The 22,587-nt window shown below is 62.3% G+C and carries 22 protein-coding genes; 18 read left to right on the forward strand and 4 right to left on the reverse strand.

The annotated features are described in order from the left end of the window. The first annotated feature begins 44 nt into the window (after positions 1–44). The 4 genes from chlG to QWE_RS04240 are packed head-to-tail and all read left to right on the forward strand — an operon-like array spanning position 45 to position 3,883. A complete protein-coding gene (chlG, locus tag QWE_RS04225) occupies positions 45–968 on the forward strand; it encodes a chlorophyll synthase ChlG (RefSeq protein ID WP_083872833.1) in 924 nt (307 codons plus the stop codon). Positions 969–979: 11 nt separating this feature from the next. Beyond that, positions 980–2,344, forward strand: coding sequence for a BCD family MFS transporter (locus QWE_RS04230; protein ID WP_006724847.1), 1,365 nt, complete (start codon positions 980–982; stop codon positions 2,342–2,344). Positions 2,345–2,378: 34 nt separating this feature from the next. Continuing rightward, positions 2,379–3,584: a geranylgeranyl diphosphate reductase gene (locus QWE_RS04235; protein WP_006724848.1), complete on the forward strand. Its 1,206-nt coding sequence runs from the start codon at positions 2,379–2,381 to the stop codon at positions 3,582–3,584. Continuing rightward, positions 3,581–3,883 (forward strand): hypothetical protein, encoded by a 303-nt coding sequence (locus QWE_RS04240; protein WP_006724849.1) that lies wholly within the window; start codon positions 3,581–3,583, stop codon positions 3,881–3,883. The genes QWE_RS04235 and QWE_RS04240 overlap by 4 nt, the downstream gene beginning before the upstream one ends. On the opposite strand, the gene QWE_RS04245 is transcribed toward QWE_RS04240, so the two are convergent. Beyond that, positions 3,850–4,296 carry a TspO/MBR family protein gene (locus QWE_RS04245; RefSeq protein WP_006724850.1) on the reverse strand — a complete coding sequence of 149 codons (447 nt, stop codon included), beginning with the start codon at positions 4,294–4,296 and terminating at the stop codon, positions 3,850–3,852. The two genes, QWE_RS04240 and QWE_RS04245, sit on opposite strands and share 34 nt — an antisense overlap. A gap of 167 nt (positions 4,297–4,463) precedes the next feature. On the opposite strand from QWE_RS04245, the gene QWE_RS04250 reads away from it, so the two are divergent. The 3 genes from QWE_RS04250 to QWE_RS04260 all read left to right on the forward strand — a co-directional run bounded on the left by QWE_RS04250 (position 4,464) and on the right by QWE_RS04260 (position 7,992). Next, positions 4,464–4,850, forward strand: a complete 387-nt coding sequence (locus tag QWE_RS04250; protein ID WP_006724851.1) for a c-type cytochrome — start codon at positions 4,464–4,466, stop codon at positions 4,848–4,850. Between the two features lie 279 nt (positions 4,851–5,129). After that, the gene (locus QWE_RS04255; RefSeq protein WP_052018069.1) at positions 5,130–6,944 is read left to right on the forward strand and encodes a 1-deoxy-D-xylulose-5-phosphate synthase; all 1,815 of its coding nucleotides are present in this window, start codon (positions 5,130–5,132) and stop codon (positions 6,942–6,944) included. Positions 6,945–7,065: 121 nt separating this feature from the next. Further along, a complete protein-coding gene (locus QWE_RS04260; protein WP_040299442.1) occupies positions 7,066–7,992 on the forward strand; it encodes a cobalamin B12-binding domain-containing protein in 927 nt (308 codons plus the stop codon). A gap of 31 nt (positions 7,993–8,023) precedes the next feature. Here QWE_RS04260 and treZ read toward each other — a convergent pair whose 3' ends face one another. The 3 genes from treZ to QWE_RS04275 all read right to left on the reverse strand — a co-directional run bounded on the left by treZ (position 8,024) and on the right by QWE_RS04275 (position 11,758). Beyond that, entirely contained in the window at positions 8,024–9,793 is a 1,770-nt protein-coding gene (gene treZ, locus QWE_RS04265; RefSeq protein ID WP_006724854.1) for a malto-oligosyltrehalose trehalohydrolase, read from the reverse strand. A 92-nt stretch (positions 9,794–9,885) separates the two neighbouring features. After that, positions 9,886–11,001 (reverse strand): Gfo/Idh/MocA family protein, encoded by a 1,116-nt coding sequence (locus tag QWE_RS04270; protein WP_006724855.1) that lies wholly within the window; start codon positions 10,999–11,001, stop codon positions 9,886–9,888. 37 nt (positions 11,002–11,038) lie between these two features. Next, the gene (locus QWE_RS04275) at positions 11,039–11,758 is read right to left on the reverse strand and encodes a GntR family transcriptional regulator (RefSeq protein ID WP_240532502.1); all 720 of its coding nucleotides are present in this window, start codon (positions 11,756–11,758) and stop codon (positions 11,039–11,041) included. Positions 11,759–11,851: 93 nt separating this feature from the next. On the opposite strand from QWE_RS04275, the gene QWE_RS04280 reads away from it, so the two are divergent. From QWE_RS04280 to QWE_RS04330, 11 genes are all read left to right on the forward strand, one after another. Continuing rightward, the gene (locus QWE_RS04280; RefSeq protein ID WP_006724857.1) at positions 11,852–13,009 is read left to right on the forward strand and encodes an LLM class flavin-dependent oxidoreductase; all 1,158 of its coding nucleotides are present in this window, start codon (positions 11,852–11,854) and stop codon (positions 13,007–13,009) included. Then, positions 13,009–13,902, forward strand: coding sequence for an aldo/keto reductase (locus tag QWE_RS04285; protein WP_006724858.1), 894 nt, complete (start codon positions 13,009–13,011; stop codon positions 13,900–13,902). Before QWE_RS04280 ends, QWE_RS04285 begins: the two co-directional genes overlap by 1 nt. Beyond that, positions 13,902–14,420, forward strand: a complete 519-nt coding sequence (gene smoA / locus QWE_RS04290; protein WP_006724859.1) for an NADH-dependent FMN reductase SmoA — start codon at positions 13,902–13,904, stop codon at positions 14,418–14,420. Before QWE_RS04285 ends, smoA begins: the two co-directional genes overlap by 1 nt. 193 nt (positions 14,421–14,613) lie before the next feature. Continuing rightward, positions 14,614–15,204, forward strand: coding sequence for a TRAP transporter small permease (locus tag QWE_RS04295; protein WP_006724860.1), 591 nt, complete (start codon positions 14,614–14,616; stop codon positions 15,202–15,204). Continuing rightward, positions 15,204–16,493: a TRAP transporter large permease gene (locus QWE_RS04300; protein ID WP_006724861.1), complete on the forward strand. Its 1,290-nt coding sequence runs from the start codon at positions 15,204–15,206 to the stop codon at positions 16,491–16,493. The genes QWE_RS04295 and QWE_RS04300 overlap by 1 nt, the downstream gene beginning before the upstream one ends. Positions 16,494–16,516: 23 nt before the next feature. Next, on the forward strand, positions 16,517–17,572 hold the full coding sequence (locus QWE_RS04305; RefSeq protein ID WP_006724862.1) for a TRAP transporter substrate-binding protein: 1,056 nt from the start codon (positions 16,517–16,519) through the stop codon (positions 17,570–17,572). Positions 17,573–17,673: 101 nt separating this feature from the next. After that, positions 17,674–18,720, forward strand: a complete 1,047-nt coding sequence (locus QWE_RS04310; RefSeq protein WP_006724863.1) for a YeiH family protein — start codon at positions 17,674–17,676, stop codon at positions 18,718–18,720. An 81-nt stretch (positions 18,721–18,801) separates the two neighbouring features. Continuing rightward, complete coding sequence (locus tag QWE_RS04315; protein ID WP_006724864.1) at positions 18,802–19,461, forward strand: helix-turn-helix domain-containing protein; 660 nt, start codon at positions 18,802–18,804, stop codon at positions 19,459–19,461. Between the two features lie 89 nt (positions 19,462–19,550). After that, positions 19,551–20,456, forward strand: coding sequence for a class II glutamine amidotransferase (locus QWE_RS04320; RefSeq protein WP_006724865.1), 906 nt, complete (start codon positions 19,551–19,553; stop codon positions 20,454–20,456). A gap of 27 nt (positions 20,457–20,483) precedes the next feature. Further along, positions 20,484–21,170 carry a GltB/FmdC/FwdC-like GXGXG domain-containing protein gene (locus QWE_RS04325; protein ID WP_006724866.1) on the forward strand — a complete coding sequence of 229 codons (687 nt, stop codon included), beginning with the start codon at positions 20,484–20,486 and terminating at the stop codon, positions 21,168–21,170. A gap of 14 nt (positions 21,171–21,184) precedes the next feature. Beyond that, positions 21,185–22,513, forward strand: coding sequence for an FMN-binding glutamate synthase family protein (locus tag QWE_RS04330; protein WP_006724867.1), 1,329 nt, complete (start codon positions 21,185–21,187; stop codon positions 22,511–22,513). The last annotated feature ends 74 nt before the right edge of the window (positions 22,514–22,587 follow it).

A 22,587-nucleotide genomic window follows, 5' to 3' on the forward strand; every position in this document is an offset into this window, starting at 1 on the left:
CAATTTTAGTTGACACATTCGAGGGTGCGGACTAGCCTCCGTACATGGCTCAGATCCCTTCCCATGTCCCGGCAGCCTCCTACCCGTCGCCTAAGGCGGTGGTGCAGTTGTTGAAGCCGATTACATGGTTTCCGCCGATGTGGGCCTTTGCCTGCGGGGCAATTGCCTCGGGTGCCGGCATAGGCGAGCGGTGGTTTCCGATCGCGCTCGGCGTGCTCCTCGCCGGACCGCTTCTGTGCGGCACCAGCCAGGCGGTCAACGATTGGTTCGATCGCCATGTCGATGCAATCAACGAGCCGCATAGGGTGATCCCATCGGGCAGAATGCCCGGCCAATGGGGACTGGCGATCGCGATAGCCATGTCCGTTCTGTCCATGGCCGTTGCAGCACTTCTCGGGCCGCTTGTCTTCGCTGCCGCACTTGTCGGCCTCGCTCTCGCCTGGGGCTACAGCGCGCCGCCCTTCCGCTTCAAGCAGAATGGCTGGGTCGGCAACGGTGTGGTCGGCCTGAGTTACGAGACCCTGCCCTGGATCACGGCCGCGACGGCGGCGCTCGGCCATGCGCCCTCCACGCGGACCCTGCTGATTGCGCTCCTCTACGGCATCGGCGCCCACGGCATCCTGACGCTCAATGATTTCAAATCGATCAAGGGCGATCAGCAGATGGGCGTCGACACGTTGCCGGTTCTGCACGGCGCGCAAAACGCTGCCCGGATTGCCTGCCTCGTCATGGCGATCCCGCAGGCCTGCGTCATCCTTCTGCTCGCACAGGCAGGCCTTCAAACAGGGGCAATGCTCGTCGGCGTCGTGCTTGCCCTGCAGCTCCTCTGCATGATCCGCTTCTTGGGCGACCCAGAAGGCAAGGCCATCTGGTATTCCGCTGTGGGTGTGGGTCTCTATGTCACCGGCATGATGGCGACAGCCGTAGCGCTCGGTTCTCTGACGCTGCCCGCGCCACCCCTCGGATAGGAAGCGCGATCATGCGTCAGCTCGCCCTTAAGCCCCGATCCAGCCGTCCCGTAGAAGAAGGCCTCGGCTGGCTCGCGATCATCCGGCTGGGTCTCGTCCAGGCAGCACTTGGCGCTATCGTGGTTCTGACCACCTCCACCTTGAACCGGGTGATGATCGTCGAACTCGGTCTTGCCGCCGTCATCCCGGGCCTGCTGGTCGGCCTGCATTACGGGGTGCAGATCACCCGCCCCATCTGGGGCCACAAGTCGGATACCGGCCGATCCCGAACCCAGTGGATCCTTGGCGGCCTTGCCCTCCTCGCCATGGCCGGGACCGGCGCGGCTGCAACGACACTTCTCTTCGAGCAGTCGGTTCTCGCCGGCATCATGGCGGCCATCATCGCCTACATCCTGATCGGCATCGGCATCGGCGCCTCCGGAACGTCCCTGCTCGCGCTGATCGCCATGAAGACCGCCGTCGAAAAACGCGCCGCAGCCGCAACGATCACCTGGATGCTGATGATCACCGGCATCATCGTGACATCCATAGTCGTTGGCGCGCAGCTTGATCCCTACTCCCACGAGCGTCTCATAGCCGTCACGGCAGCGACCGGCGTGGTTGCCTTTCTCATTGGCATCATCGGAGTGCTGGGCATGGAGTCCCGGCCAACGGTGGGTGCTCCGGAAGAGCGCCCCGCCGCGACGAGTTTTCGCGAGAGCCTGCGAGACGTGCTCGACGATCGGGAGTCGCGGCTCTTCACGCTCTTCATCTTCCTCTCCATGCTGGCCTTCGCCACACAGGACCTCATCCTCGAGCCCTATGCCGGCCTTCTCTTCGGCATGACCCCGGGTGAAACGACAGCCCTCTCAGGCATCCAGCATGGCGGCGTGCTGCTGGGCATGATGACGGTCGGGCTGTCGGGCGCGCTTCTCGGAAAACGCCATTCCGGTCTGCCGAGACATTTCATCACCTGGGGCTGCTTCGGCTCGGCCGTGGCCTTGGGCGCCCTTGCTTTTTCCACGCAGGCCGCACCCACCTGGCCGCTGGAGCTCAACATCTTCCTGCTCGGCGCAGCCAACGGCACCTTTGCGGTGGCGGCCGTCGGCACGATGATGATCCTTGCGGGACGGGGCCGGACATCCAACTACGGAATGCGGATGGGCGTCTGGGGAGCCGCACAGGCCATCGCCTTCGGGCTCGGCGGCGTCCTCGGAACGGTAGCGCTCGATCTCGGACGGTGGCTGACGGCGAGTGATGCGCATGCTTTCGCCACCGTCTTTTCGATCGAGGCGGGCCTTTTCCTCGTGTCCGCCCTCGTCGCGACGCGCATCGGACGTCAGGCCACGCGATCGCCGGCCCCGATCCAAAATGCCGCTATCATGCCTGGAGAATAAACCCCGAGGCCGGATGCTCGGCAGGGAGACGCGCATGTCGAAGATCTATGACGTCGTCGTTGTCGGTGGAGGCCCCTGTGGCGCCATGGCGGCCGAGCGGCTGGTCGAAAAGGGGCATAGCGTGCTCCTTATCGACCCGGATAACCGCATCAAGCCCTGCGGCGGGGCAATCCCGTCGAGAGCGCTGGCCGATTTCGCCATTCCCGAGGCCCAGCTGGTGGCGCGCGCCAATGCGGCGCGGATCATCGCGCCATCAGGTCGGACCGTGGACATGACCATCGGCGACATCGGCTATGTCGGCATGGTCGATCGCGCCGCCTTCGACCCTTACCTTCGTCAGCGAGCCGCCGACGCCGGCGCGGAGAGGCTCTGCGGCAAGCTCGACGAGATGACGGAAGGAGACGGCGGCCTGCTCGAACTGACCGTGGAACCGACGGCCAAGGGTGCCGGCCAAGAGCCGATTCAGATCCGGGCCCGACGCGTCATCGGTGCCGACGGCGCCAACTCGGCCGTGCGGCGCCTGATGTTCCCGGCCTCGCGCAAACCGCCCTATGTCTTTGCCTATCACGAGATCGTCGAGAGCCCGGCCGGCGCGGACGAGGCCGTCTTCAAGGCGGACCGCTGCGACGTCGTCTATGATGGCCGGATCTCGCCGGATTTCTACGGCTGGGTTTTCCCCCATGGCGGACAGACCAGCATCGGCACGGGCACCGCCGTCAAGGGACACAACATCCGGGAAGCCACCCGGGCCTTGAAGCTTGCCGCAGGCCTTGGCGACTGTCGGGTCATCCGAAGAGAAGGGGCGCCGCTGCCGTTGAAGCCAATGAAGCGCTGGGACAACGGCCGCAACGTTCTACTTGCCGGCGATGCCGCAGGCACCGTTGCCCCGTCATCGGGGGAAGGCATCTACTACGCCATGCTTTGCGGAAGGCTCTCCGCAGACGCCGTGCACCAGTCACTGCTGAGCGACAGCGGACGGGCCTTGGCAGAAGCGCGTCGGACCTTCATGCGCGCCCATGGCCGGGTCTTCCTGATCCTCGGTATCATGCAGACGATCTGGTATCGCAACGACAGGCTGCGCGAGAAGTTCGTGGCCATGTGCGCCGACCCCGACGTGCAGCGACTGACCTGGGAATCCTATCTCAACAAGAAACTCGTGCGCCGCGATCCGCTCGCACATGTGCGGGTCTTCTTCAAAGATCTCGCCAAGCTCTTCGGCATCCCTGCGGGGCAAAGATGACGGCACCGCTGGTCTTTCTCTTCACGTCGGGCTGGATCAGTGCCGTGGCGATCGCGCTGTTGTGGACAATCACTCTGGTTGTCGCGAGGCGCTCACCAGAGCCACGAGTGGCGATTGCCAATCTCGCGCCCAACGCCATCTCTGGCAGCGCGCTTCTCGCCGCTTTCGGACTTGCCATGCGCCAGACACAGGTCCTGTGGCTGGCGCTGCTGCTGGCGGTCTCGCTGGTCGCTTTCCTGATCGATCTGCGGATCAGGCTTGCAGATCAGGCCTCCGGATTGAGGCGTCGGACGGATTGATTGAGTGCGGCGGCCGCCGTCACCCAGACGAGATAAGGAACGAACAAGGCGGAGGCTAGTGGCGCCACGGGCCAGGCAAACAGGATGAACAGCGCAATCGAAAGCCAGAGCACCGAAACATCCGCGAGCGCCAGATCCATGCGCCGCATGCCGAAGAAGAAATAAGACCAGAGCGCATTGGCCACGATTTGCACAGACCACAGGGCCATGGGCAGCGACCAGCCGGCAACATCCCAAATCAGCCAGCCTGCATAGCCGATCAGCACGTAGAGGATCGTCCAGACGACGGGAAAGGCCCAGTTGGGCGGGGTCCAGCTCGGTTTGCGCAGATTCTCGTACCACTCACCGGGCTTGAAGACCGCGCCGCTCGAGGCGGCTGCGAGAACGATGACGAGAAAGACGACTGCGGCCATGATCCGGCTCCGGGTTGGTTTGCGTATATTGAAGCATATGGCCTGCATTCTGGTTCCAAGCCTGGCCTCAGAATGCGAGGCGAACCACCCGGCGATTGAACCGGACTGGTCGAATTTCATACCAGCATTACTTCTTACTTCATCCGCGATGCCATGGGAGGATACACATGTCGAGGATAATTGCAGCCGCTTGCACCGTCGCAGCCCTTTTGCTGTCTCAGAATGCTTTCGCGCAGGAAGGCGACGCGGCAGCTGGCGAAGCCGTGTTCAAGAAATGCACGGCCTGTCACAACGTCGCCGACGCCAAGCATAAGGTCGGCCCTTCCCTTCAGGGTGTCGTCGGCCGTCAACCCGGTGTGGCTGAAGGCTTCAGATACTCCAAGGCAATGACGGATTTTGGCGCCGACAAGGTGTGGGATGACGCACAATTGGCCGCTTATCTCGAGAACCCGCGTGGTGTGGTCAAAGGCACGCGCATGGCCTTTGCCGGTCTGAAGGATCCGAAGGAAATCGCAGACGTGATCGCCTATCTGAAGACCTTCCCGGCCCCCTGATCGCTGGGGGTTCATTCCGCCGGGATGCAAATTCCGGCGGAATTCCGCTGAGAAGTGTAAAAAAAAGTTTACATATCGCTCGTCTTCTCCGAATATGCAGATATTGCACCATTCTCAGGCAACCGCCCACCGGATGCGCCAAGCCGGCGCTCGCAGCGGCAGCGGACCCAGGAGAATTGGGCTCTTTCGTGGGAGGAGAGCGCGGTGGGTTTTTCTTTTGCGAATGATGTCGCCACCCCTTTGCTTGACCAGGTGCACGTCCCTGACGACCTGAAAAGCATGGACCATGCGGCGCTCTGTCGTCTCGCACAGGAACTGCGCGGCGAGACCCTGCGGGTCGTGTCCGAAACGGGCGGTCACCTCGGCTCCAGTCTCGGCGTCATCGAGCTAACGGTCGCCATACACGCCTCTTTCTCAGCCCCGCGCGACACGATCATCTGGGACGTCAGCCACCAGTGTTATCCGCACAAGATCCTCACTGGACGGCGGGACCGCATGCGCAGCCTGCGCAAGAAGGACGGCCTGTCGGGCTTCACCCGCCGCGGTGAGAGCCCTTTCGACCCCTTCGGTGCCGCTCACTCCTCCACATCGATTTCGGCAGGTCTCGGCTTTGCCACTGCCCGCGACCTGAAGGGGCAAGACGGCCACGTCGTGTGCATCATCGGCGACGGCGCCATGTCCGCCGGCATGGCATTCGAGGCGATGAACAATGCAGGCGCATCCGGTCGGCCGCTGATCGTCATTCTCAACGACAACGACATGTCGATTTCAGCCTCAACCGGCGCGCTAAACCGCCACCTGTCGGACGTCCGCCGGAACACCGGCACCAATGCCGGCAACGTGTTCGAGAACTTCGGATTCGACTATCGCGGACCGGTCGATGGCCATGATCTCGACGTGCTCATCCCACTCCTCGCAGAGCTTAGGGACGAAAAGGACGGTCCGATCCTCCTGCATGTCGTCACGCGCAAGGGCGCCGGATATGCCCCGGCCGAAGCCGCCGAGGACAAGTATCACGGCGTCAACCCGTTCGATGTAACGACAGGCAAGCAGAACAAGACAGAAGCAAAGGCCCCGAGCTACACACGGGTCTTCGCCGACGCTCTGATCGCGGAAGCGGAAAAGGATGACCGCATCGTCGCGATCACGGCCGCCATGGCGGCGGGCACCGGTGTCGACCGTTTCGGCGCCGCCTTTCCCGATCGGACCTTCGATGTCGGTATTGCCGAACAGCATGCGGTGACCTTCGCGGCCGGTCTCGCCGCCGCCGGCATGAAACCCTTCTGCGCGATCTACTCGACCTTCCTGCAGCGCGCCTATGACCAGATCGTCCATGACGTGGCCCTTCAGCAGTTGCCTGTTCGCTTTGCGATCGACAGGGCCGGGCTCGTGGGTTCTGACGGGCCGACCCATGCCGGCGCCTTCGACATTCTCTACCTCGCCAACCTGCCCGGCTTCACCGTGATGGCCGCAAGCGACGAGGCGGAACTCATGCATATGGTTGCGACAGCGGCAGCCCATGATCACGGCCCGATCGCATTTCGCTACCCGCGTGGCGAAGGGACAGGCGTCCCCCTTCCGATCCGTGGCGATGTGCTGCCGATCGGCCGTGGCCGCATCATCGAGCAGGGAGGCCAGATCGCGCTCCTTTCGTTCGGCACCCGGCTTGCCGACTGTCTCAAGGCTCGCCGCCTTCTGGCCCTCGAAGGAATATCCGTGACGGTTGCCGACGCGCGTTTTGCCAAGCCGCTCGATACAGCGCTTCTGGCCGAACTCGTCGACAACCACTCCATGTTGGTAACCATCGAAGAGGGAGCCACAGGCGGGTTCGGCGCGCTCGTCCTTCACCACCTCGCCAATCGTGGCATGCTCGACGGGCGTTGTGCCGTGCGCACCCTGACGCTGCCGGACACGTTCATCGCCCAGGCGAGCCCCGAGGATATGTACGAGGAAGCAAAACTGACGGCCCGCCACATTGCCGCTGCCGCGCGCAACGGCCTGACGGTGGCAAGGCCCAATGCCGATATTCGCCGGTCCGGACGGGCCGGACAGCAGGAACTGCCGGCGCGCCTGCACCGGGCGGAGGACCGCTAAGCTAAACCACAAGGCGCTCTTGGGCGTATTCGACTACGAGAGGTTTGGCGACGGCGCAAGAATGCACTAATATCCCATCGGGATGAGCGGATCCGCCCAGACCGATGACTGGGAGGGTGACATGGCGGATAGAAAGAACGGGGGACCACCCGGAAGGGCGGACGAACCTCCGTCCAAGGGTGATGGTAGGTATGGACCATCGAAATCGGACACACGGCTGACAAGCCTGGAGCAGCGCATCCTCGAAAGCGCGATCCGGGGTGCCGTGCCACGGCTTGTGGGAGCGAGCCATACGGATCTGACGACGGGTCCGCGCGTTGGCGAAATGCCGCCGGAAATCGATTTCCATCTGCATCCGGAACTGGATCCGAAGGCGCGCGAATTGCCCGGAACCGACAAGGCGATCACCTATCGATCCGCGCTGACCGAAGCCCTCGTCCAGGCGGATCCTCGCGGTCATCGGGAGATGATCGAGGAATTGCAGCGCAGTGACCTGCCCATGCACACGCTGGCGATCCAGCTCTTTTCTCCCGTCGCCGCTCATCTCGGTCGCCTGTGGTGCAATGACGAGACCGACTTCATCCAGGTTGCCGTGGCCTCGACGAGGCTCGGCATGATCGTCAATCATCTGTCGCAGAACCGCAGCCAGACCATTCGCGATCGCCAGAAGGCGCGCCGTGTCTTGCTCGCGCGGACTCAGGGTGCACTCCACACCATCGGCGTATCGATCGTCGCTTCCTGTTTTCGCGACATGGGCTGGGACGTCGACGGTGGAGCAGACCTCGAACTCAACGACAACCTCTACATGCGCCTGTCGAATTCCTCTTACAGCCTTCTGGGCATCTCGGTCGGCCGTGTCGACGAAGTCGATGAATGTGCCGCCGCCATTCGCCGGGTTCAATCCAGGCGCGGCCTGGGCCCGATGAAAATCGCGGTCGGGGGCCCAGCCGTCATGAAGGACCCGCACGCCTTCGGCAACATTGGCGCCGACATGGTAGCCAAGTCGGCCCTCGAGGTCATGCATCTGGCGGACCGGATGGGCGCCTGAGCACATCGCCGGCGCCCAAGGCCCGCCAGCGTCAGCCGGTGACGCCAAAGACCAGCGACCACGGTCCAAACGCATCCGGTCGGCGCTCGCCAAGTCCATAGATGACTTCCACAGGATCCACCTCAAAAGTGGCACTCACGTCATGCGATGTGGGATTGGCCACGAGTATGTAATGCCGTCCGTCTTCAAGCGGCCACTCGACACGGATGAGGCCATTCTCGGCGGCATAACGCCCTCCCTGAGGCATGCGTGACAAAAGCGGCACCACTCGCTCTCGCCGAAGCGCAATGAGCTGGCGGTAGCGCTCGACCCAGATCGAACCAGTCTTCGATCCCGCTTCGTCCCAGTCGAGGACAGCCGAGCGGAATGTTTCAAGCGATGTCGGGTCGAGCACATGATCGCTGTCGAAACCCGGCAACTTCGAAAGCTCCTTCCGGCGTCCATCGCGCACCGCTGCGTTAAGCTCTTCGTCGAAATCGCAAAAATAGGGAAACGGCTTTTGCGAACACCACTCTTCGCCCATGAACAGCATGGGGATTTGCGGTGAGAGCAGCATAATCGAGACCGCGAAGGCGAGTACCGGTTCGGGCAGTGCTGCCATGACCCTGTCACCGTGAGCGCGGTTGCCGATCTGGTCGTGATTGTGAAGGAAGGAAACGAAGGCGGAAGGCGTCAGATGGGTACTCGGCCCACCGCGTCGTTCACCGCGATACGGCATCACGTCGCCCTGATAGACGAAGCCTTCGGCGAGAGCCTTTGCGAGAGCCGCACCGGCATCCCGGTAGTCGGCGTAATAGCCGAATGTCTCGCCGGTTGTGGCGACATGCAAGGCGTGGTGGACGTCGTCATTCCACTGAGCGTCGAACGAATCGGTGTCGGGCTGGCCCCGCTCGAGCAGACCCGGGTCATTCTCCTCGTTCTCGACGATGAGATGAATGTGGCGATCGGCAAAACGCTCCCGCACACGCGCTGCAAGCTCGTGCAGGAAATGCGGCTCACTGTCGTCCCTGATGGCATGCACGGCATCGAGCCGCAGCCCATCCACATGAAACTCCTCAATCCAGAAGAGAGCGTTTTCGATCAGGAAAGCGCGTACCATCTCGCTCTGGGCATCATCGAAGTTGATGCCGTCACCCCATGGCGTCTGGTGATGCGGCGAGAAGAGTGGCGCATAAGCCGGCATGAAGTTTCCGGACGGACCGAAATGATTGTAGACGACGTCGAGGAAGACGGAGATGCTCCTTTGATGGGCCGCCTGAACGAGCAGCGCCAGGTCCTCCGGGCGTCCATACCGACTGTCCGGCGCATAGGGCATGACACCGTCATAACCCCAGTTCCAACGACCGGGAAAATCGGCGATCGGCATCAGCTGGATGGCCGTTATCCCAAGTTTGCTGAGGTGATCCAGCCTGTCGATCGCGGCTCGGAAGGTGCCCTCGCTTGTGAACGTCCCGACATGCAGTTCGTAGAGGACCATATCCGCCCAGGGGCGCCCGCGCCAAATGGCGTCTCGGGTCCTCATCGTCGAAAGATCGACGACCTCGCTCGGACCGAACACGTCTTCGGGCTGGTGCCGGCTGGCCGGATCCGGGACCATAAGGCCATCCGGCAGACGAAACCGATAGCGGGTACCCGGCCCGGCCCCTGTGACCTTGAGGCTGAACAGGCCATCCGCCTGCCGATCCATGTCATTCGCAGGAACGCCGTCGATTTCAAGCGTCACCGACTTGCAATGCGGCGCCCACAATCGAAACAAGACCCCGTCATCTTCAATGACGGGGCCGAAGAGATATTCCTTCACCGCTGCTTCTCCCTACGCTGGCACGAGGACGCAACGCAGCAAACGATGAATGGTTCGCGCCAAACGCGAAAGGTGGAAGAACGATTATCGCGTCACGATGCTTTGGGCGAGAACGGCAGAGGGAACGTGACCGCCTGACCTGTCTCCGCCGACTTCTGCGCGGCGAGCCCCATGGCAACCGCCCACCAGCCATCATCGAGCGCAACCTCGACCGGCTGCGCACCCTTCACCGCCTTCTGGAAACGCTGATGCTGATAGAAGGTCGAGCCGTTGTGGTCCCCGGCTTCCAGCAACTGCGGATCAACCGGGATTTCGACGACGTGCGGCCCTTTGGGATCACGCGGTGAGACGATGACCTGAGCAATCGGTGGCTCGCCGAGATGTTCGGGCCAGAAACGACCGGGCCCCGGCACCAGGCACTCGATCTTGCCGGCGGGGCCAACTGCCGAGATTTCCTCCTGATAGCGGGCACCTTCAGCAAACATGCAGAGCTCCAGCATCGCCCGCGCGCCTGAGGCAAAGTCGACGATCACATAGGCATTGTCCCAGATATCGGAGCGATTGCCGTCATAGACCTCGTCGACATGGTTCATGGACTGCCCGCCAGACGCCATGACGCGCACCGGGTCCGACTTCAGGATATGGCGCATCAGGTCGAAGAAATGGCAGCATTTCTCGACAAGGGTCCCACCCGTGTTGCGATTGAACCGGTTCCAGTCGCCGACCTTCTCGAGAAACGGAAAACGATGCTCGCGGATGGTCAACATGCGGATGCCACCGGTGGCCTCGTCAGCCTGTTCGATCATCCGCGCGACCGGCGGCATGTAGCGGTATTCCATGGCGACCCAGATCGGCGCCGGATAGGTGGCGCGAAGTGCTGCGAGCCGCGGAGCATCGGCAGGGTCGGTGAACAGCGGCTTCTCGACCAACACCGGCAGCGGCCGGATTGCAGCGATCTTTTCCAACTGCTCGAGATGCAGGTAATTGGGGCTTGCGATCAGCAGGCAGTTCACCGCCTCGACGGCAAGAAGCTCCTCGATAGAAGCGACCATCTTTGCCGTCGGAACAGCCTCCGCCGCGAGCGCACGCATGCCGGCATCCGGCTCATAGATCGCGATCACTGACGCATCCTGCAGAAGTGCAATATTGCGCAGGTGCTCCTGCCCCATCATGCCACAGCCGATGATCCCGTATTGAAGTCCTGCCACGCTTTCCTCCTCAATTGAACCGCTCCTCGCGGTCATGTCATTTCAGCCGCGATACGTATCGGGCGACGGTGTGATCGAGCCAGGTCCGCGAGACTTCCGCACGGGCTCCCTCCTGATCCTGGCTGATGCGTTGAATATGTGTGGCGGGCGCGCCGGGCTTCCGACCGAAGCTCGTAGGCGCCCAGTCCGGCACCACGTCGAGTCCGATCTGGTCCTCGGCCCTAGCAATCCAGAGCGACAGCTTGGTGCGATAGAAGAGATAGAGGGATTCCGAAACCGCCTCCGGATCGATGGTCTCGACATAGGAGCCGTCGAGCCAGATCTCTTCGAGTGCAGCCGGACGACCGGAAAGACGCCGCAGGCGCCGGATCCGGTGCGCCTCCGCGGACGTGCCGAATGTCGGCAGTCCATCCGGTTTCGGCAGCCGGTCGATGGACAGGATCTCGGCCGTCGGCAGGCCACCGCCGCCCAGCAACTCCAAGCGAAACATGGCATAGACAGATTTCGGATCGGAGATCGCCCGGACATAGTTGCCGGAACCCTGAATGCGCTCCAGCAGCCCGCGATTCTGCAGCTCTGCCAGTGCCTTGCGAAGCGTGCCGACGGCAATGCCGAGCTCTTCGGCCATATCCCGTTCAGGGGGCAGCTTTTCACCATCGATCAGCCGCCCCGCCGCGATGTCACGCACCAGAAGCTCGGTGATCTGCACATAGATGGGAAGGCTGCCGGGCGGCTGCGTTGCTTGGTTTTGTGGCACTTCGGTACGCCCAAGAAAAAATTGATACACTATTGATCTACATCAAATCGGGTGTTAGGCAAGAGGAAAGTTGGAGCCTTGGAGGAGACCTCAATGACTGTCGTACCTGTCACATCGGCCGATATCGATGGCGCGGAAGTGTCGTGGTTTGCAGCCCTTTGCTCTGACGATTATCAATTCCTCGGCGTGCCCGACGGAGACCTGCGATCAAGCTTCGAGCACTGCTCCGACATCGTCCAGAAGGCCGAGCAGCTGGGCTTTCGCAACATCCTCTGCCCGTCCTCCTACCAGGTAGGCCAGGACACGCTGAGCTTCGTGGCCGGCTGCGCGCCGATCACGTCTGATATCAACATGCTGGCCGCTATCCGCTGTGGCGAGATGCAGCCGATCATGCTGGCGCGCACGGTGGCGACCCTCGACCACATGCTGAAAGGCCGACTGACGCTGAACGTCATCAGCTCGGATTTTCCGGGCGAAGTTGCAGACAGTGCCTTCCGCTACAAGCGCAGCCATGAGGTGGTCGAGATCCTCCGCCAGGCCTGGACCCGCGACACGATCGATCACGAAGGCGAAGTCTACCAGTTCAAGGGCGTGTCCACCGAGCCCGCCCGCCCATACCAGCAGAACGGCGGCCCCCTCCTCTATTTCGGCGGTTACTCGCCGGACGCGCTGGAGCTTTGTGGCGCGCAATGCGACGTCTATCTGATGTGGCCGGAAAAGAAGGATCAGCTCGCCGAGCGGATGAAGGCTGTGCATGCGCGCGCCGAAGCCCATGGTCGCACCTTGGATTACGGCCTACGCGTCCACATGATCGTGCGCGACACCGAGAAGGAAGCCCGCGAATACGCCGAATACATCGTCTCGAAGCTCGATGACGAATACGGGAAGCTCATCCGCGATCGCGCCCATGACTCGATCTCACTGGGTGTCGCCCATCAGGCCCGTGCCCGAGAACTCGCCGACCAGTTCGGCTATATCGAACCGCATATGTGGACCGGCATCGGCCGGGCCCGCTCCGGATGTGGCGCAGCACTCGTAGGCTCCACCGACCGGATCCTCTCGGAACTGGAGGAATACAGAAAGATGGGCATCCGCGCCTTCATCCTGTCCGGTTATCCGCATATCGACGAGGCGGTGCATTTCGGCACCAAGGTACTGCCGGAATTGAAAACCGTATCGCTCCCCCATGCCTATGGCCGCGTTCCCGCGGAAACGCCCGCCACCCCTCTCGGAAATGGAGTTCGCCGCTAATGCAGCGCGTCAATCTTACCCCTGACCTCACCTTCAGCCGCCTCGTTTACGGCATGTGGCGCATCGGCGACGATGCCGACACCTCGCCCAAACATGTTCAGGCCAAGATCGAGGCCTGCCTTTCCCAGGGCATCACCACCATGGACCAGGCCGACATCTATGGCGGTTATACGGCGGAAGCCGTGCTCGGCAATGCTCTGAAAGCCTCCCCCGGCCTGCGCGACAAGCTCGAAATCGTCACCAAATGTGACATTGTCGCCCCGGCCGGTCGACATTCGGCAGCCCGCGTCAAACATTATGACACGTCGGCCGCTCACATCACCGCCTCGGTCGAAGCCTCGCTGACCGACATGGGCACCGATCATGTCGACCTGCTGCTGATCCACCGCCCCGATCCGCTGATCGATCCTGACGAAACAGGCCCTGCTCTCGATGCGCTGGTCACCTCCGGCAAGGTCCGCGCCGTCGGCGTTTCCAACTTCCGGCCCTGGGATTTCTCGCTGCTTCAGTCGTCGATGGAGAACAATCTCGTCACCAACCAGATCGAGATGAGCCTGCTGGCGACCGATACCTTCGTCAACGGCGACCTCGCTTATCTGCAGGAGCGCATGGTGTCGCCGATGGCCTGGTCGCCGCTCGGCGGCGGTCGTCTCATGGACGGATCGAAGCCGGAACTTCTGGCTGCCCTGAAGCGGATCGGCGCAGAACACGGCGTCGATGAAACGGCAGTCGCCGTCGCCTGGCTGCTGCGTCATCCCGCCGCCATCCTGCCGGTCATGGGCACCAACTCACTCGAGCGTATTGCGAAGATTGCTGACGCAACCAAGTTTGAGATGGATCGCCAGACATGGTTCGAGCTTTACACGCTTGCGATCGGACGGGAGGTTGCCTGATGATGGCTGCCAATGACATCCATGCGTTGGAGGCCGTCTTCGTGCCCGGCGCCGACAATCATCGAGATTTCCGCAATGCGCTTGGCAGTTTCACCACGGGTGTGACCGTGGTGACGGCGATGACCTCGGACGGACCAATCGGGATGACGGTGAACAGTTTTGCCTCGGTTTCGCTGGATCCACCTCTGGTGCTCTGGTCGCCGGCGAAGAGTTCATCGCGATACGGTGCATTTACGGGTGCGAGACATTTCGCGATCCACGTGCTCGGCGCGGATCAGGACCACCTGAGCGCCGCCTTCACCCGCGGCGGCAACGGCTTCGATGGGATCGATGTCAGGTTCAACGATGAAGGCGTTCCGGTTTTGCCCGGCACGCTGGCGCGTTTCGAATGCACCGAGCAGGCGCAGCATGACGCCGGGGATCATACGATCATCATCGGCAAGGTGTTAAGGGTTGCACATCGGCAGGGAGAACCGCTGTGCTTCTCAGGGGGACGGTTCGGACGCTTCGCCGTCTGAGTTGAGTTTGGGAGGAGGTCGTCGGCGGCACTTTGGACATGCCACGGCGAACGGTCAAAGACGATCAGCAACAGGTATGCGAGGAGGAATTTACCTCTCCTCGGACGGAAACTGGAACAGCCGTGTTTGCGCGGCGGGAATAAGTCTTCGATAGTTGCGCCGAATTGACCGATGACAAGAAACGGGTGGAGACATGAAGGCACTTTCGAACCTGACCAATCTGCTCGGCCGGCTGAATGCCGCCGTGCTGACGGTCGGACTATGGCTTGGCGCCGGCGCGCTTGGCATCATGCTCGTGTTCATCCTCGTTCAGGTCTTCTTTCGCTATGTTCTCGGCAATGCTCTGCCGTGGAGTGAGGAAGGGTCCCGTTTCCTGATGCTGTGGATGACGGGATTGATGGTGCCGACGGCATTCCGCCAGGGCGGCTTTGTCGCCATCACGATGATCCTCGACATCTTTCCGCGCCTGATCGGCGGCATCATCAACCTGCTTTTCCTCGGCTTGACCGCAGTCCTACTTTACGTCGCCATGCGCATCGGCTGGGCGGAAGTGACAGGGCTCGGCGGACGGTTTGCCATGCCGGCAATTGCGGTGCCGACGTCTCTTGACCTCAGCACCTGGATGAAGGTGCCGCGTGGCTGGATGATGGCATCGCTTGCGACGGGTGTGACCATGATGTTCGTGGTCAGCATCGAACTGATCCTGCGCAACCTGATCGAACTGACGGGACATCAGCAAAAACTCGAGCCGGTCGCCTCGCTCGCAGGACTGGGAGCCGAGTGATGCTGAGCCTCTTCCTCCCCCTTTTCATGATCCTTCTGCTGCTCGGCTTCCCGATCGTGTTCGGGCTGATCGCAGCACCCGCGATTCTGCTCTGGCTGAACGGTCAGGAACGCGACATCGTGCTGCTCTATCGCAATGTCTATAACGGGATGGACAGCTTCCCGCTGATGGCGATCCCCTTCTTCATGCTGGCCGGGGAACTGATGAACCGGGCCGGCATCACCATGCGCCTCGTAGAGTTCGCCCAGGCGGTCATCGGCCATCTGCGCGGAGGCCTCGCGCACGTCAACATTCTGTCCTCGATGCTGTTTGCCGGCCTGTCGGGCTCGGCCGTGGCGGACGTATCTGCCCTCGGCTCGATGCTGATCCCGGCGATGGAGAAGCAGGGCTACAGCCGAAAATTTGCGACCGCCGTTACGGCCGCATCCTCGATCATCGGCCCGATCATCCCACCATCAGGCATCATGATCATCTATGCCTATGTCATGGGTGAAAGCGTGGCTGCGCTTTTCCTGGCCGGCATCGTGCCAGGCGTGCTGATCGGCCTCAGCCTCATGGCGATCGTCTACCTGCTTGCCGATCGCGAGAACCTGCCGGCGGCAACCACCCGCGCAACCTGGTCCGAACGTGGGCGTGCAAGCCTCAATGCCTTCTGGCCGCTAATGACCCCAGTCATCATCATGGGTGGCATTCTCGGCGGTATCTTCACGCCGACGGAAGCCTCTGCCGTTGCTGTGGGCTATGCAATCTTCATCGGCCTTTTCGTGCTGCGCAGTCTGAAAGTCGGCGATATGCCGAGAATTCTGATGCGCGCCGCCATGACCTCGGCAGTCGTCCTGCTGCTCGTCGGCGCGGCCATGGCTTTCAAGACAGTCGCCAGCCTGTCGCACACGCCGGAGCTGCTCGCATCGATCATCCTCAGCCTCAGCGAAAATCCGCTGGTGCTGCTGCTGCTGATCAACCTGCTGCTCTTTGTGGTCGGCATGTTCCTGGATGCAGGGCCGGCGATCATCATTCTCGGCCCGATCCTCGGCCCCATTTTCACCCAGATGGGTGTGGATTCCGTCCACTTCGCCATCATCATGGCGGTCAATCTGACGGTCGGACTGCTGACCCCGCCCATGGGCCTGGTGCTCTTCGTCTCGTCGTCCGTCTCCGGCCTCAAGGTCGAGACGATCGCCAAGGCCACACTGCCGTTCTTGGCGGCGGAAATCGTCGTGATCTTTCTGATCACCTATTTCCCCGCTTTGACGCTCACGCTCCCGCGCCTTGCGGGCTTCGTCGACTAACTTGAGAAAAGGGAGGAACCAGAATGCTCAAGTCCATGTTGAAAACCTTAGCTTTGGCCAGCGCACTCACCATCACAGGTGTTGCGCAGGCAGCAGACATCACGCTGCGCGCCACCGCCAACTCCAACGAAAACGACGAGGATTATGACGGCCTCGTCGTCTTCAAGAACTATGTCGAAAACGCCTCGAACGGCGCGATCGCCGTCGAACTCTTCATCGGCACCCAGCTCTGCGCCACCGGTGAAGAATGCCTCCAGGGCGTCGCCGACGGCTCGCTCGACATCTACATCTCGACCTCCGGCGGCGCGGCCGGTCTCTTCCCCTATATCCAGGTTCTCGACCTGCCTTATCTGATGAGCGACGACCGCGTGGCAGAGACCGTGCTGACCGGCGACTTCACCCGCAAGCTGCGCGAGCGCGCGCTCGCCGATAGCGACAACAAGATCCGCCTGATGACCATCGGCAATACCGGCGGCTGGCGCAATTACGCCAACACCAAACAGGCGGTGAAGACGCCGGAGGACCTGAAGGGCCTCAAGATGCGCACCGTGCCGGCGGATCTGCCGCAGCAGGTTGCGACCGCCGTGGGGGCAGCCCCGACCCCGATCCCGTGGCCGGAACTCTTCACCTCGCTGCAGACGGGCGTCGTGGAAGGTACCGCAAACGGTATCACCGACATCATGTCAATGAAGTTCCCGGATGCCGGCCTGAAATACCTGACGCTGGATGGCCACAGCTACATGGGCGCCTTCTGGTGGATGTCGAACGACCGCTTCCAGGGCCTGACGCCGGATCAGAAGCAGATCGTCGTCGATGGCTTCGCCGCCCTCCAGCAGGCAACCTTCGCCTCGCCGAAGCGCAAGGAAATCGCCGCCTATCAGGACTTCGCCAAGGCCGGCGGCGAAATCTACGTGCCGACGCCTGCCGAAAAGGAAGCCTTCAAGAACGCCGTTTCGCCGGTGTTCGACTGGTTCAAGGCGAATGTCACCGGCGGTGCCGAAGTGTTCGACCAGTTCACGGCAGCGGTCGCCGATGCCCAGAAGACGGTTGATGCCGAGCGCGCAGCCGACCTGAACTGATGACATCAGGGATGCGCGGGAGGACCGCGCATCCCTTCATACTGCCCGCCCCCGCATCATTCGATGCCATACTGCACAGGGCGCTCTACCTGAGGTGATCCATGCCAGACCCGTCCACCGCCTCGCCCAACCATGAGCGGGACAGCCGCCCCTTTACCCTGCGCGAGCGCTGGCAAACCTTGTTCCCCGGTCTTTCTGTGACCGTGCTGATCGCTCTGGCATCCGCGTTCCTCTCGGAACACTATGGCGCTCCGGCCATGCTGCTGGCGATCCTGATTGGGCTTGCGCTGCATTTTCTGGTCGAGGATCCGAAGACCGCGGCCGGCCTCGACTTCGCCTCGCGCACGGTGCTGCGGCTCGGGATCGCGCTGCTTGGCCTGAGAGTCAGTGTCGCGATGTTTGCCGAACTGGGTGCTGCCGTGATCGCGATGATCGTTGGCGCCGTTCTGCTCACCATTGTCTTCGGCATCCTCGCCTCGCGCCTGTCGGGACAGGGCACGCAGTTCGGCGTGCTGACGGGCGGCGCGGTTGCTATCTGCGGCGCCTCGGCAGCGCTGGCGATCTCCGCCACGCTTGGAAACCGCAGCAAGGAAGCCGACCAGCAGATGGTCTTCACGGTCATCGGCGTCACCATGCTGTCGACGCTTGCCATGATCTTCTACCCGATCCTGGCAAGCCTTGCCGGCCTCGACGACCACCAGACCGGTATCTTCCTCGGCTCGACGATCCATGACGTCGCCCAGGTCGCTGGCGCAGGTTTCTCGGTCTCCGTTCCCGCCGGCGAGACGGCCGTTTTTGTTAAGCTCATCCGAGTGACCATGCTGGCTCCCGTCGTGCTGGTTGCCGCACTCGCCTTCCGCCGGACGGTCTCCGTCGACGTCAAGCGACCGCCCCTACTCCCTGGCTTCGTGGTCGCCTTCCTGTTGCTGGCTGCCTTGAACTCGCTCATCAACATCCCGCCCATGGTCGGCGACTGGGCGGGCATGATCTCGCGCTGGGCGCTGCTCGTGGCGATCGCCGCCGTCGGCGTGAAGACCTCATTGCCGGAAGTGTTCAAGATCGGCGGACGGGCCATCGGCCTGCTAATTGCCGACACTGTCTTCCTGGCGGCCATCGTGCTTGCCGTCCTGGTTTTCGTCGGGCTTTGACAGGATGCTCTCAGCCCATTGGGCAGCGACACAGAATCCGCTAGAGCATCGGGTGACGTCGGCAGCGTTTGAGGAGGATCCATGGCGAAGACAACCAAGACAGCGATGAGCACCCCGAAGCCGGCGCTGATGCAGGATCCCCATGCGGTTCGCGAACCGCGCGCCAACAATCTCGAAATGGCGATTGGCCATGAGGTCCGCACCTATCGCAAGAAGCTGGGCATAACGGTCGCCGATCTCGCTGCGGCCACCGGCATGTCGGTCGGCATGCTCTCGAAAATCGAGAACGGCAATATCTCGCCGTCGCTGACCACGCTTCAGGCGCTGTCGAAGGCGCTGGGCATGCCGATCACAGCCTTCTTCAAGGGCTTCGAGGAGCCGAAGTCGGCAAGCTTCGTTAAGGCAGGCGAAGGCGTCAACCTGGAGCGCCGTGGAACCCGCGCCGGACATCACTACAGCCTGCTGGGGCATATCGAGAACAACACCTCCGGCGTCGTCGTCGAGCCCTATCTGATCACGCTGAACGCGGAATCGGACGTCTTTCCGACCTTCCAACACGAGGGCATGGAGCTCCTCTATATGCTGGAGGGCGAAGTGGTCTATCGCCACGGGGACAGCCTGTACCGGATGCAGGCAGGCGATAGCCTGTTCTTTGACGCCGATGCACCGCACGGTCCGGAAGAACTCATAAGCCTGCCCGCGCGCTACCTCTCCATCATCTCCTATCCGCAACGCAGATAGTTACCCAACAGGAAAACTTTATTCCTTCCGATTGATTTTCGCGACCGCCGCTGCTAGCCCTTTCTCCGGAGACTTTGGAGGGCGTGGCCATGTGCGGCATTGTAGGTCTGTTTCTCAAAGACAAGGCGCTTGAGCCCCGGCTCGGCGATCTCCTCTCAGACATGCTGATCACCATGACCGACCGAGGACCGGACTCGGCCGGCATCGCGATTTATGGTGGCGTCGACGGCAAGACCGCCAAGGTCACCGTCCAGTCCGCCACTCCGGAAACTGATTTCGCGGGCCTCGCCGAAGATCTGGCCAAGGCAGACATTGCCGCGGAAATCGAATTGAAGAGCACCCATGCGGTCATTTCAATCGCCGCAAGCAAGCTGACCGAGATCCGGGCGGCACTCTCCGAAATCCGCCCCAATGTCCGCATCATGGGTTCGGGCGAGAGCGTCGAGATCTTCAAGGAAGTCGGTCTTCCCAAGGACGTCGTCCAGCGCTTCGGCGTCCGCGCCATGGGCGGCACCCACGGTATCGGCCATACCCGCATGGCGACCGAAAGCGCCGTTACCACGCTGGGCGCGCACCCCTTCTCGACCGGTGCCGATCAGTGCCTCGTGCACAATGGCTCGCTGTCGAACCACAACAATCTGCGCCGCGAACTGATCCGCGAAGGCATGTCCTTCGAGACCCAGAATGATAGCGAAGTGGCCGCCGCATATCTCACCGCAGAAATGGCGAAGGGAAAGGATTTGGGGCAAGCGCTGACCGGCGCGCTCGATGACCTCGACGGCTTCTTCACCTTCGTTGTCGGGACCAAGACCGGCTTCGGCGTGGTCCGCGACCCGATCGCCTGCAAGCCAGCCGTCATGGCCGAGACCGACCAGTATGTCGCCTTCGGCTCGGAGTACCGTGCTCTGGTCAATCTGCCTGGTATCGAGACTGCCCGCGTCTGGGAGCCGGAGCCGGCCACCGTCTATTTCTGGGACCACGAAAAGGCCGCCTGAACCGCGACACTCCGAGAAAGCTTGCCAATGCCAGTCTTCGACCTCTCCCATACCCCGCTTCGTGAACTGAACAGCGCGCTCCACACTCTCGGCGCAGGCTCAAACGACACCCTGTTTGAGGTCGTGAACCCGCGTGGCCATCATGCCGTCGCCGTCGGCATCGATGCGCCTGTCACCATCGAGGTGAAGGGGTCGGTCGGCTATTACTGCGCCGGCATGAACGACGGCGGGACCATTACAATCCAGGGCTCCGCCGGCCCGGGTGTGGCCGAAAACATGATGTCCGGCACGGTGGTGATCGAGGGTGACGCCTCGCAATATGCCGGTGCCACAGGTCGCGGTGGCCTGCTCGTCATCAAGGGCAATGCGGCCTCTCGCTGTGGTATCTCGATGAAGGGCATCGACATCGTCGTGCACGGCTCGATCGGCCACATGTCGGCCTTCATGGGGCAATCAGGCCACCTCGTCGTCTGCGGCGATGCGGGCGAAGCTTTGGGCGACAGCATCTATGAGGCGAAACTCTTCGTACGCGGATCGGTGAAGAGCCTCGGCGCCGATTGCATCGAAAAGAAAATGCGCCCCGAACATCTCGAAAAACTCGCAGAACTGCTGGCAAAGGCCGGCGTGACGCATGCGAAGCCCGAGGAGTTCAAGCGCTACGGTTCGGCCCGCAAGCTCTACAATTTCAACATCGACAATGCCGACGCGTATTGAGGCGAGGAACAGCCATGAGCTACCACAACCCCTTCACCCCGCCACGCAAGTCCGCCACTTTCGATGATCATACGCTCGCCGAAATCCGCCGCGCGGCCGCAACCGGCATCTACGACATCCGCGGCGGGGGCACAAAGCGCAAGGTCCCGCATTTCGACGACCTGCTCTTTCTCGGTGCATCCATTTCCCGCTATCCGCTCGAAGGCTACCGCGAGAAATGCGACACCTCGGTGGTCCTCGGCACGCGCTTTGCCAAGAAGCCGATCGAGCTGAAGATCCCGATCACCATTGCCGGCATGAGCTTCGGCGCCCTCTCGGGCAATGCCAAGGAAGCGCTCGGGCGTGGCGCGACGCTTGCTGGGACCTCGACGACGACGGGCGACGGCGGCATGACGGACGAGGAACGCGGACATTCCGAAAAGCTGGTGTACCAGTACCTCCCCTCCCGCTATGGCATGAATCCTAGGGATCTGCGCCGCGCCGATGCGATCGAGATCGTGGTCGGTCAGGGCGCAAAGCCCGGCGGCGGCGGCATGCTGCTCGGCCAGAAGATCTCCGATCGCGTCGCCCAGATGCGCAACCTGCCGATGGGCATCGACCAGCGCTCCGCTTGCCGCCATCCGGACTGGACGGGGCCTGATGATCTCGAGATCAAGATCCTCGAACTGCGTGAAATCACCGACTGGGAAAAGCCGATCTATGTGAAAGTCGGCGGCGCCCGCCCCTATTACGATACCGCGCTTGCCGTGAAGGCCGGCGCCGATGTCGTCGTGCTCGACGGCATGCAGGGCGGCACCGCGGCGACGCAGGACGTGTTCATCGAGAATGTCGGCATGCCGACGCTCGCCTGCATCCGCCCCGCCGTCCAGGCACTGCAGGACCTCGGCATGCATCGCAAGGTGCAGCTGATCATCTCCGGTGGTATCCGCTCCGGCGCCGATGTCGCCAAGGCTCTGGCGCTCGGCGCCGACGTCGTCTCGATCGGCACGGCCGCCCTCGTTGCGATCGGCGACAACGACCCGAAGTGGGAAGAGGACTACCAGAAGCTCGGCACCACCGCCGGCGCCTATGACGACTGGCATGAAGGCAAGGACCCGGCCGGCATCACCACGCAGGATCCCAAGCTTGCTGCCCGCCTCGATCCGGTCGCTGCCAGCCGCAGGCTCGCCAACTATCTGAAGGTCATGACACTGGAGGCGCAGACCATCGCGCGCGCCTGCGGCAAGAACAAGCTCACCAACCTGGAGCCGGAGGATCTCTGCGCATTGACAATGGAGGCCGCCGCCATGGCCCAGGTGCCACTCGCCGGCACGAGCTGGTACCCCGGCAAGGGAGGTTTTTAAGTAGCCTGATGGCCGCATCCTGATCCCACGGATGCGGCCATTCTTTTTCAAAACATGTGTCTCAATCCACAAAA

Source organism: Agrobacterium albertimagni AOL15, assembly GCF_000300855.1.
GTDB classification, from domain to species: Bacteria; Pseudomonadota; Alphaproteobacteria; order Rhizobiales; family Rhizobiaceae; genus Allorhizobium; species Allorhizobium albertimagni.